General features: G+C 41.5%; 10 protein-coding genes. 5 read left to right on the top strand and 5 right to left on the bottom strand.

Annotated features, from left to right (window positions below):
• Positions 1–401 precede the first annotated feature (401 nt).
• Positions 402–854: a PaaI family thioesterase gene (locus tag MKZ02_RS04950; RefSeq protein ID WP_445324262.1), complete on the top strand. Its 453-nt coding sequence runs from the start codon at positions 402–404 to the stop codon at positions 852–854.
• A 146-nt stretch (positions 855–1,000) separates the two neighbouring features.
• Here MKZ02_RS04950 and MKZ02_RS04945 read toward each other — a convergent pair whose 3' ends face one another.
• The 4 genes from MKZ02_RS04945 to MKZ02_RS04930 form a co-directional block, all read right to left on the bottom strand.
• Entirely contained in the window at positions 1,001–1,468 is a 468-nt protein-coding gene (locus tag MKZ02_RS04945; protein WP_120034958.1) for an S-ribosylhomocysteine lyase, read from the bottom strand.
• A gap of 60 nt (positions 1,469–1,528) precedes the next feature.
• A complete protein-coding gene (locus MKZ02_RS04940; RefSeq protein WP_340852193.1) occupies positions 1,529–2,077 on the bottom strand; it encodes a hypothetical protein in 549 nt (182 codons plus the stop codon).
• Positions 2,078–2,494: 417 nt separating this feature from the next.
• Positions 2,495–3,175, bottom strand: coding sequence for a response regulator (locus tag MKZ02_RS04935; RefSeq protein WP_120034962.1), 681 nt, complete (start codon positions 3,173–3,175; stop codon positions 2,495–2,497).
• A 25-nt stretch (positions 3,176–3,200) separates the two neighbouring features.
• Positions 3,201–4,355 carry a sensor histidine kinase gene (locus tag MKZ02_RS04930; protein ID WP_120037961.1) on the bottom strand — a complete coding sequence of 385 codons (1,155 nt, stop codon included), beginning with the start codon at positions 4,353–4,355 and terminating at the stop codon, positions 3,201–3,203.
• 434 nt (positions 4,356–4,789) lie between these two features.
• Here MKZ02_RS04930 and MKZ02_RS04925 point away from each other — a divergent pair, with 434 nt between their 5' ends.
• Positions 4,790–5,431 carry a YigZ family protein gene (locus MKZ02_RS04925; protein WP_340852192.1) on the top strand — a complete coding sequence of 214 codons (642 nt, stop codon included), beginning with the start codon at positions 4,790–4,792 and terminating at the stop codon, positions 5,429–5,431.
• 136 nt (positions 5,432–5,567) lie between these two features.
• Complete coding sequence (locus MKZ02_RS04920; RefSeq protein WP_120034966.1) at positions 5,568–6,548, top strand: LCP family protein; 981 nt, start codon at positions 5,568–5,570, stop codon at positions 6,546–6,548.
• Between the two features lie 68 nt (positions 6,549–6,616).
• Here MKZ02_RS04920 and MKZ02_RS04915 read toward each other — a convergent pair whose 3' ends face one another.
• Positions 6,617–7,666, bottom strand: coding sequence for a glycosyltransferase family 4 protein (locus MKZ02_RS04915; RefSeq protein ID WP_120034968.1), 1,050 nt, complete (start codon positions 7,664–7,666; stop codon positions 6,617–6,619).
• Positions 7,667–8,035: 369 nt separating this feature from the next.
• Between MKZ02_RS04915 and secA2 the strand changes: the two genes are divergently transcribed.
• Together secA2 and MKZ02_RS04905 are read left to right on the top strand one after the other, a co-directional pair.
• Positions 8,036–10,393 carry an accessory Sec system translocase SecA2 gene (gene secA2, locus MKZ02_RS04910; protein WP_340852189.1) on the top strand — a complete coding sequence of 786 codons (2,358 nt, stop codon included), beginning with the start codon at positions 8,036–8,038 and terminating at the stop codon, positions 10,391–10,393.
• 2 nt (positions 10,394–10,395) lie between these two features.
• Positions 10,396–11,298 (top strand): accessory Sec system S-layer assembly protein, encoded by a 903-nt coding sequence (locus MKZ02_RS04905; protein WP_340852188.1) that lies wholly within the window; start codon positions 10,396–10,398, stop codon positions 11,296–11,298.
• Positions 11,299–11,401: the final 103 nt, after the last annotated feature.

Below are 11,401 nucleotides of genomic sequence, written 5' to 3'. Positions count from 1 at the left end.
CGAAAACTCATAACGATTTTAATACGATGATTGGAATAATGGTAATATGTTTAAATTTTAAAATTTACGCAGCTTGTTGTCAATAATAATTTCTGAAAATTCATATTTGAACCTCTCATTTGTATATTCGTTTCATTCAGTTTTGTTATCGTTTTCAATCCTCCTCTTAAAGCGGCCCACATTAAGACAGAATAGTTCGAACTTTCGATTTACATAACGAGAAGGCTATGGTACTTTTATCTAAAGAATTTATAAGCCATTACTGGTTTAGCGTTTTAAAATCGTATGATGCTATTTTTCTAGATCATCCATCTATTCCTTACATAGCGCTTTTTACTCAAGTGAAGCGTTAAAGCAGGAGGGCAGAACCAATTTAGAAAATTCACGGGAAGGTGATTAAATTGACTAGACAACTAGACGAGCAAGAAATCCATGCTGAACATTATGACCAGATTGTCGAAACATTCAAGCAGGAGCCGTACGCCAATCACTTAGGTATTCAGTTAACTGCGCTTGGCAAAGGAACCGCTTCGGCTGAAATGCAAATTGAAGACTATATGTTGAACTCTCATGGAACTGTTCATGGTGCTGTTATGTTCGCCATTGCGGATTACGTATTTGCAGCAGCAAGCAATTCTTATGGGAAAGTCTCTGTCGGCTTATCCACCAATATGAATTTTATGGCTCCTGGCCGCAAAGGAGCCACTTTAACTGCTATAGCCGTTGAAGAAAAGAAAACCCGGCGCATCGCATGGTATCGAATCACTGTTGAAAGTGAAGGAAATCTTCTTGCAACAATGGAAGCCACCGTGTATAGAAAAGACCAATACTTTGTCCCGGTGGATGAATCTTAAAAAGGAAGACTGTCAGAAAAAACTGGCAGTCTCTTTTTGTTTTGAAAAGTTTTCTTTACACATAAAACAATCTTTATAGACAGCTTGTCTTAAGGGGAGGCGATGGGAAAACAGATGGCCTCGTACAGGCGGCTTCGCTTTTATTCTTAAAATACTTCCGTCCACTCTTCGCGTTTTGATAGCATATACCGGGCAAGTTCTTTTGCTCCTTCAAGGCTGTGGCTAGCCGCCCATCCGCATTGCACTTCGTTGCAGGCAGGAACTTCTGTTGCTTCGAGTACATCTTTTAATGTGGCTTCTACAATGCGCAAAATGTCATCAAAATCTTCGTGGTTAATGACGGATAAGTAATAGCCTGTCTGACATCCCATCGGACTAATGTCTACAATTTTATCCGAATGGTTGCGGCTGAATTCCGCCATCATATGCTCGAGGGAATGAATGGCAGGCATGTCCATATGTTCTTTATTTGGCTGAGAAAAGCGCAGATCATATTTGTAAATTTGATCTCCATTGATCCCTTCTTTTTTGCCAGCAAGCCGAATATAAGGTGCTTTTACTTTCGTATGGTCAAGGTTAAAGCTTTCTACGTTCATCTGTTTTTGTTCTGCCATCATGATCGCTCCTTTATCAGAAAGTTAACTCTATTATATCAGTTCTCCTGAACATTTGGACTATTTCATCGCAGATAAAGCGGTTTGTTTCCAACCGTCTTTCTCTTTATTAAACTTCATCACTTGCCGCGTCGTTTCTGCGACTTCCTTTCCTGTCTGCAAATCTTTTGTGACAGATTTCATTGCCACGAATATATAAGCCTCTTTTTTCTTATCATCATACTTAATGATAGCTGTATGTTGAGGTTCCATTTTTGCATCAAATGTATCAAATACCTTTTTCACGTAAAGACGCTCTTCCTCATAATTGCGTTCTGTATTTTTAGAAATGGTCTCCATATATGCATCGAGATCTTTTCCGTTAAAGGCATCTACGTGCTGGGCAAGCGTCTTCATTAACTCCTCTTTTTCTTTTGGAGGCACATTATCTACATCTTCAATTGGCTGAGTCACGACAGGTTGTTTCGTTTCCTCAGGCTGATCAGCTGCCGGCTTAGGGTCTTCTGCTGCTTGTGATTGATCTGCCTTTTCTTTCTTTGCCTCTTCATCACCACATCCAGCCAAGAGAATCCCAGCCAGCAAAGCAGGCACCATTAATCTTCGTATCAACGTCTTCACGTCCTTTCTGCCCTATTGTATGTCAAGTTGCCCTTTTTCCTCAACTGCTGAACATAGAAAAAATTAGCGAATTGCGTGGGCAGGAGAAATGGCACTTCAAAGCTTGATTACTGATTAAAGCACCGACCGGCTACTTGCCGGGCATCCGAACGGTGCTTGCTGATCAATGCGGGCAAGTATCCTTCATAGAAATAGGGATCGGTCAGGCCGCCAAAGAGGCATCCCTGGATGCTGACGCACCGCCTCTCCTTCAGGACCCATCTGCCAGCCTCTCATTTACTCCCCCCTGCACAGTGTTTTTTTCCCCTTAATCGAAAACTCCTTATATGATGTGTAATGGCCTAGCTAAGTACCGCTAAAACCTTCCACACTAAAAAAGCAGCAGGCATGACTACCTGCTGCTTCCATTTATCTAACCTCTACCCAGCCTTTTTTAATAGCAGTAACAACAGCCTGTGTTCGGTCATTTACATTCATTTTCTGTAAAATATTGCTGACATGGTTTTTAACCGTTTTCTCACTGATATATAATGCTTCGCCGATCGCTCGGTTGCTTTTTCCATCTGCAAGAAGCTGAAGCACTTCACATTCGCGTCGAGTGAGCAAATGAAGCGGACGACGCACTTCTGTTTGCTGGAACCCTTTTCCTTTTCCTTCATCATTGGCCAGACGGCGATAATCAGAAATCAGATTATGTGTTACGCGCGGATGCAAATAAGAACCGCCATCAGAAACAACTTTAACAGCTTCAATTAATGCATCGGCATCCATTTCTTTTAACAGATAACCCATAGCTCCTGATTTCAGTGCATGCGTCACATAATTCTCATCATCATGAATGGAAAGGATAATCACTTTTGTGTCCGGGAACTTTACTACGAGTTCACGTGTCGCCTCCACACCATTCACCTCTGGCATATTAATATCCATCAAGACGACATTTGGATGGTATTGCTCAATCAGTTCAACAGCATCCTTGCCATCGTCCCCTTCCGCTACTACTTCGAATGATTCCTCGAATTCTAAAATCCGCTTAACCCCTTCACGGAATAATTGATGGTCATCAATAATAACGATTTTCGTTGTCATTGGTCTTCCTCCCTTAATTCAATCTCTACTCTACAATTGGAACACGAATCATCACAAGTGTTCCTTCGTCCGGTTTAGAATGGATAGAAAGGTCACCTTCCAACAATTCAAGGCGTTCTTTCATTCCCATAATGCCGAACGAACTGGTCTTTTTCTCTCTTATATCAAATCCTTGACCATTATCTTTAATAACAGCCAGCACTTGATGTGCTTTTATTTCTAGTTTTACCGTAATGGATGTCGCTTCTGAGTGCTTTAATGCATTCTGCACCGATTCCTGTATGAGCCGGAATAAAGCGACTTCCAATTTGGACGAAAGCCGTTTTTCGCTTCCCATATTTGTAAAATGAATTTTTGTCGATTTTTTTAATGATTGTACATGTTCCTCGACGGTTGCCAAGTATTTTTTCAATGTGGGAACAAGACCAAGATCGTCGAGAGCCATTGGGCGTAGATCATAAATAATCCTGCGGACTTCGTACAAAGCGGAGCGAACCATTTGTTTCAAGTTGCGAATTTCTTTAAATGCTTCATCCACACCCCGTTCTCTATACAGCCGCTCAATCAAATCAGATCTAAGCAGCACGTTTGCCATCATCTGCGCCGGACCATCATGTATTTCACGCGATAACCGCTTTCGTTCTTCTTCCTGCGCCTCCATAATTTGCAGGCCGAATTCCTGTTTTAAACGGGCATCCTCCAGTACTTCGCCGATTTGCTTCATGTCTTGTGTCAAATAATTTAAGACAACAGATACTTGGGAAACGAGATGCTCTGCTCGTTCGATTGTCGATTCAATCGTCGACAATCTTCTTTCCAAGTCGTTCCTTTTTTCAAGAAACTGCTTCTCCCTTTGCCGGGAAACGAGCAGCTTCATTTGCAGATCGTGAGCTTTTTCGTAGGCCTTACGGACAGTCTCTTCAGAGTATGTATGAAAATTTTGACTCACTTCCGACAAACGGTTCCTAGCCATTTTGACCTTTGTTTCAAGTTCATCCTGTTCATCAATTAACTGATGCACCTGAATACGGACTTGTTCGAGTTCTCCCAGCAAGGATTCATAGTCGTGTCTGCTCTGCTCAGCAATCGCGAATAATTCTCCTTTACTCTGGTCTACCGTCACAATCATTTTTTTTAAAATGGTATCTAAAAGTGATGTATTGGTGTTTTTAGCAGCCATCATTAGGTAATCCCTTCCTCGACATCCCTATTTTACCTTTATTTCATCTATATCACTATGATGAGGATAGGTATTTGTATAAAATCCCTCTAAAAGACCCTTAAAAATTAAAATCTCTGGGAGAGAGGAGCTTATATAGAACTACTTTTCCGATAAGTTATAGTAGTTTTAAAAAGGACCTCTTTACCACTTTAACCCGTCTACTTGGCGATTATACAACATTGAGGATGCATTCATTATATCATGACTGAATTTCCTATACATTAAAGTTTAATTACTATTGCGTTAAAAAGATTTCCATTTGCGTACAAAGAACCATATGGCTTTGCTCCTCTCCTTTTTTCATATATCATAAGAATGATTAGTACCCATCTTTTTGTCGTTTAAACATATTATTTGCCTAATTTTCAAATTTTTTATTGGAGGAATGAACCTTGCTCCCTCATTATTATACCGTTAAGGGCTACGGCGAAGAGGAAATCGTTATACAGAAATCCCGCTTTATCGCCTACGTCACCCGTGCAGAAACCGAAGAACAAGCTCAGCAATTTATTGCTGAAATCAAAAAGAAAAATTGGAATGCTACTCATAATTGTTCTGCTTACATGATCGGTGAGACGAATCATATCCAAAAAGCAAATGATGATGGAGAACCGAGCGGAACAGCCGGCCTTCCTATTCTCGAAGTGTTAAAAAAACGCGGTTTAAAAGATACAGTCGTTGTCGTTACTCGTTATTTTGGCGGGATTAAGCTCGGCGCAGGCGGTCTTATCCGCGCATATGGAAAGGCTGCTTCTGAAGGGATCGATGCGGCAAAAGTTGTTGAACGCCGGCTGATGCAGATCATGGAAATTGCGATTGATTATACTTGGCTTGGCAAAGTTGAGAATGAGCTGCGATCCTCTGTCTATTCTATCAAAGACATTCATTATCTCGATAAAGTAACGGTAGAGACATTTGTCGAGGAAAATCAAAAGGAAACATTTACTGACTGGATGACAGAATTAACGAATGGCCAGGCTGTCATTCAAGAAGGTGCGCTTCTCTATCAGGAGAAAGTTGTCAAATCTTCATAGAATTTTAGCGAATATGCCAAAAATTAAATTTACGCCTGCTGCGTTTCATAGTAAAATGTTACTTGGCCTCTGGAGAATGATAACTATTTGAATAGTTGATTCTTGCCGCATTACTCTATTGAAGGAGCTAAACTATATGTCATCAGATAGACAGCGTTTGCAAAAACGCAAAAGACAGAGAAAAAAGCGTCGCGTTGCTTTTTTCATCCTATTGCCTATCGTATTTCTCACATTCACAGCCGCCGGCTACGGTGCCTTTTTATATAAAAAAGCAGAAACTATTTTTACAGATTCTTATATGGATGATGGCCGTAAAAAATCGGACTTGCGTGATGCAGAAGTTCATCCGCTTAAAGATAACATTTCCATCTTATTTATCGGGATTGATGAAAGTGATGTGCGTACAAAAGAAGATAAGACACGCTCAGATGCCTTAATGCTGGCTACTTTAAATGTAAAAGATAAGTCCATTAAATTACTTAGCATTCCGCGTGATTCCTATGCATATATTCCAGAAGTCGGCTACAAAACAAAGATTAATCATGCGCATGCTTTTGGCGGGCCAAAAGCAACCATTGATGCCGTTGAGGACTTACTGGATGTTCCTGTTGATTACTACGTCCGCATGAATTTTTACGCGTTTATGGACGTGGTTGATGCCTTGGACGGTATCAAGTTTAACGTTCCTTATAAGCTGTCAGAGAAAGATTCTAACGATCGCCATAATGCCATCAAGCTTGAACCTGGCCTTCAAGAATTAAATGGCGAAGAGGCTTTGGCTTTAGCGCGGACCCGCCATTATGATAATGATATTGAGCGTGGCAAACGTCAGCAGCAGCTATTGAGAGCCGTGATTAAAAAAGCAACCTCTTTCAACTCGATTACAAAATATGATGAAATTCTCGAGGCAGTTGGCTCCAACATGAAAACCAATATGACATTCAGCGAAATGAAGTCGCTTATCAACTATGGGAAATCAGGAAATATAGAATTTGAATCCCTCACCTTAATCGGTGATGATGATAAAATGTCTAATGGCGCTTATATTTACCGTCTTGATGAAGACGAGCTCGAAGTCGTCAAACGTAAACTTGCCCGTCACCTAGAAATTGACTAACCAACGAATGAAAAGCGTAGCCCGCCCAAAAAAGCTGTCGGATGATCCGACAGCTTTTTTTCGTAGGCTTAATTCTTTTTATCGCGAACACGCATAAAGTTAAGGAGTGGCTTGTAATTAGAGCTAACGAGACCGATACTTTCAACGAACAGCTCGATAGCAATCACAATCACTGCAATCATAATAAATGCACCCCAAATGGTTGCCATAGAAAAAATAACAGCAGCTAAACCAAACATAGAGGCGATTGCATAAATAATAATTACCGTTTGCTTATGAGTGTATCCCATGCGCAGTAAACAATGATGCAAATGTGATTTGTCAGGGGCCGATAAAGGCTGTTTGTTTACTTTTCTTCTAACGATTGCAAAGAATGTATCAGAAATAGGCACACCGAGAATAATAATTGGGATAATTAGTGAAATAACGGTAATATTTTTAAAGCCAAGCAAAGAAAGGACGGCAATAATGTAGCCAAGAAACAGAGCGCCCGTATCTCCCATAAAAATTTTGGCTGGGTGAAAGTTGTAACGCAAAAAGCCAAATGTGCTTCCTAAAACAAGCAAAGCCATGCTCATTACGTATATATCGCCCTTCATAAATGCCATCAGGCTGATGGTTAACAGGGCAATGGATGATACGCCTGCCGCCAGTCCATCCAGCCCATCGATTAAATTGATCGCATTTGTAATGCCGACGATCCACAGAAGAGTCAATGGTACGCTAAGAACTCCAAATTCCATTTCACCGCCAAATGGCAGAGTAATGAATTCCATCTTTACACCGCCGTATAACACAACAACGAGAGCAGCAAGCAGCTGCCCTCCCAGCTTTACTTTCGCCGATAACTCAAACCGATCATCAAGTACACCTGTTATAATAATAATCACACTGCCAATAACGATAGCAGCATTAAAGGGCGACTGCGGTTTCAATAAAAGTAAGCCGATCATAAAACTAATAAATATCGCTAATCCCCCCATACGGGGCATAACTGTTTCATGGACTTTCCGATAATTCGGCTTGTCGATCGCACCGACAGCAATAGCCATCTTCTTTACGAGCGGGGTGATCGCGAGCGATAGTAATACACACATCAAAAAGGCAAAGAGAACCATGAAGTACCTCCTCTAGCTATACAGACGAGTTTTGCATTTTTTCTTCCATATAAATTAACAGCATTTAACATCAGCATGCTGCTAATGACTTGCTTATTTTATTTTCCCTCATAAATTCATTTCACTTCAACATTATAATGGTAATTCAAAATAACTTCTATAAAAACAAGTAAATTCGCTATTTTCTTTTTCCTGTTTTGCTGGCTCTCTAAACGCTTTTCCCTCTAACCTTGTACATAGCTTTTGCTTTATTTTTACAGAGACTTAGATATATTAGTCAATCGATTCTTCTTTTGGTAAAATAAAATAATGATTTAACTATCCCACACTGCACTTAATTGAAATTTCTCCAAGGGAGCGTAAAGATATATGATTTCGTTTTTTAAAAAGCTGGGCGATTCAAATGATCAGCGTTTAAAGAAGTATTACAAAACAGTAGAAGAGATCAATGCGCTGGAAGCTGATTTTGAAAAGCTTTCAGATGAGGAATTAGCACATATGACCGTCGTCTTCAAAGAAAGGCTCGCAAACGGTGCAACCGTTGACGAAATCAAGGCGGAAGCCTTCGCTGTGGTCCGCGAAGCTTCTAAACGCGTGCTTGGCATGCGTCACTACGATGTGCAGCTAATTGGCGGAATGGTGCTTACAGAGGCAAATATCGCTGAAATGGCGACAGGTGAAGGGAAAACTCTCGTCGCTTCTTTACCAAGCTATTTGCGTGCTCTAGAAGGAAAAGGTGTACACGTTATTACAGTTAACGATTACTTGGCAAGCCGTGACCGGGAGACCATCGGCCCGCTTCATGAATTCCTCGGATTGACAGTCGGTCTCAACTTGCCGCTGATGGATCCTGCTGAAAAACAAAAAGCTTATAAGGCCGATATTACGTATGGAGTCGGCACGGAATTCGGGTTTGATTATTTGCGTGACAATATGGTATGGCACCCTTCTCAGCGTGTGCAACGCCCATACCACTTTGCGATTATTGATGAAGTAGACAGTGTCTTAATTGATGAAGCGAAAACACCGCTGATTATTGCTGGTAAAATGCCGGCAAGCGCTGATCTTCATGTTATTGGGGCCCGTGTTGCCAGCCGTTTTGTGAAGGACGAAGATTACCATTTGGATGACGAGACAAAGGCGGTCAGCCTCACTGAGCAAGGGATTGAAAAAGTAGAAAAAGCGTTTGGTATCGATAATTTGTACGAGCTAGAACACCAGACATTGTATCATTATATGATCCAAGCTGTGCGTGCCCATGTCATGTTTGAACGGGATGTTGATTATATTGTGAAAGACGGAAAGATTTTGCTCGTTGATATGTTCACTGGGCGAACAATGGAAGGCCGAACATTGAGTGATGGACTCCATCAGGCAATTGAAGCAAAAGAAGGCTTGGAGATCACCGATGAAAACAAAACACAAGCCTCCATTACCATCCAAAATTACTTCCGAATGTACCCTTATCTTTCCGGCATGACAGGTACAGCAAAAACAGAAGAAAAAGAATTCCAGCAAGTGTACAACATGCAGGTCATTCAAATCCCTACAAACCGCCCTAAACAACGGATAGATAGACCAGATAATATTTATGTGACGGAAGAAGCAAAATATAAAGCAGTAACAGAAGAAGTAAAAAAGCGGCATGCCACGGGCCAGCCAGTCCTCGTCGGCACGACCTCTATTCTTCAATCGGAAAAAGTAGCTGAATATTTTAAAGAAGCTGGACTGTCTTTTGAACTGCTCAATGCAAAAAGTGTAGAGCAAGAAGTTGAGCTCATCTCCAGATCTGGTCAAAAAAACCATATTACAATTGCTACTAATATGGCTGGGCGTGGCACGGACATTCTTTTAGGCGAAGGAGTTGCCGAGCTTGGCGGACTCTTCGTGCTAGGGACCGAACGCCATGAAAGCCGCCGGATTGATAACCAGCTCAAAGGCCGCTCTGGCCGGCAAGGAGATCCGGGAGAGAGCCAGTTCTTTATCTCACTAGAAGACACGATGTTCCGCCGCTTTGCGAAAGAAGATATAGAAAAACTCGAGAAAAAACTGCAAACAGATGCCGATGGAATTGTGCTCAACAAAAAGATGCATGAATTTGTAGACCGTGTTCAGCGCATCGTAGAAGGCGCCAATTTTTCTATGCGCGAATATAATTTAAAGCTGGATGACGTAATTAACGAACAGCGCGGCATTATATTCGGCCTTCGCAATAAGGCGGTTGATTTAGATGAACATTTTGACCGTTTTCTCTCTATTCTGCAGGAAGCTGTGCGCAATGAAATAGACCGCCTTTGCCCCGAGGACGAACCTTCTGATGAATGGCAGGTGGACCAACTGGCAGGCAATATCAGTGCTTTGCTAGGCAGCCGCCCGGTTCAGCTACCAGAAGAAGTCATAAACAGAAAAGAAATCGAAGAGGTTGTGGAGCAGTCTTTATCTGCCTATGTATCAGCACTTACTGCAGCGTACCAAACAGAATGGGATGAATACATTAAGCGCATTATTCTCTCCACAATCGACCGGCTCTGGGTCGAACATCTAGAGAATATGACTCGTTTAAAAGAAGGAATTGGCCTTCGCTATTACCAACAGGAAGATCCAATGAGAATTTATGCACGCGAGGGGCTTCAGCTGTTTACAGATATGCACCATCAGCTCCAAAAAGAGATTGCCATCCAATTCGGCCATCTCGTTAAGGAATTAAATAGTGAGGAGTTGCAATAATTATGTTTTCATTTTTTAAAAAGAAGCAAAGCGATTCAGATCAATTGAAGAATGATGGACGTGAAAGTGCCATCGCATCAAGCGAATTAACAGATAGCACAGCTGCAGAATCTGCTGAAGAAGTAGAAACTGAGCTGTCTATTCATCCATCGTCTACTATCCCTAAAGAGCAAATGTATGTCTTGCGCTTTTTAAACAACGAACTCCCGCCTTTAAAAGCGAACCAGCTGTCCCTATCCGGCATTGAATGGGATGAGCAGCCAGAAGGACTAGCTGTCTCCGCTTTCGTGCGCAACTCTGTTGAGAAAGGCATTCAGCTCGGCAAGGTGCCTCTCTTATTGATTAATGAGAAAAATGAGGTTAAAGCCAGACATGAGTTTAATCTGGCAGAAATAGGCGAAATTCCTGCTAAAAGCAGCCGGCCGTGGACATTTATTTTTCCTGCCTCGTCCATTGAAAAACAAGTAGGCCTAGAGAAAGAAAATTGGACATTAGCTTTTGATTTAACATCTAAGGAGCACAAGTTGGATTTGGCTGATTCCTGGAAGGAAGTTTTACCGGAAGCAGAACAAGAAAAACTCCAGCAGATTGTTGAACAGCTTGGTGATCCGGGGAAAAATGAATTGAATTTTACCGGGCTCCAGGCAAGACGAGCGGAGGATGGTACATTCCATGTTACTGTTCTCATTCGCAATGGGTATGATCGCTCGATCAATATTGAACAGCTGCCGTTGCAAGTATTGGATAGCCACAAGGAGATCATTGCCGAAGGGCAATTTAACGTAGGAAATCTGGAAATCAAAGCAAATACAACGAAGCCATGGTCCTTTATTTTTCCAAAAGAGCTATTAAAAAATGAAACTCCTGATCTTTCAAGATGGAGCGTACACGTGAAAAGCAACTAACTTGTTCACTTCTAATCTTTAAAGCTGTCAGCATCCAACTGACAGCTTTTTATATTTAATCGAAGAAATAAGCAGCGATCATTTGGCGCTAAAAATAAAAAAA

It is taken from the genome of Pseudobacillus sp. FSL P4-0506 (assembly GCF_038003025.1).
Lineage (GTDB): Bacteria > Bacillota > Bacilli > Bacillales > Domibacillaceae > Pseudobacillus.
Note: the sequence above shows the minus strand (reverse complement) of the source record. Positions and strands in the feature narration are given on the sequence as shown.

Coding starts and splice junctions, on each gene's coding strand:
- MKZ02_RS04945 (WP_120034958.1), bottom strand. CDS start 1,468: ATGGCAGAACAAAAACAGATGAACGTAGAAAGCTTTAACCTTGACCAT.
- MKZ02_RS04935 (WP_120034962.1), bottom strand. CDS start 3,175: ATGACAACGAAAATCGTTATTATTGATGACCATCAATTATTCCGTGAA.
- MKZ02_RS04930 (WP_120037961.1), bottom strand. CDS start 4,355: ATGGCTGCTAAAAACACCAATACATCACTTTTAGATACCATTTTAAAA.
- MKZ02_RS04920 (WP_120034966.1), top strand. CDS start 5,568: ATGTCATCAGATAGACAGCGTTTGCAAAAACGCAAAAGACAGAGAAAA.
- MKZ02_RS04915 (WP_120034968.1), bottom strand. CDS start 7,666: ATGGTTCTCTTTGCCTTTTTGATGTGTGTATTACTATCGCTCGCGATC.
- secA2 (WP_340852189.1), top strand. CDS start 8,036: ATGATTTCGTTTTTTAAAAAGCTGGGCGATTCAAATGATCAGCGTTTA.
- MKZ02_RS04905 (WP_340852188.1), top strand. CDS start 10,396: ATGTTTTCATTTTTTAAAAAGAAGCAAAGCGATTCAGATCAATTGAAG.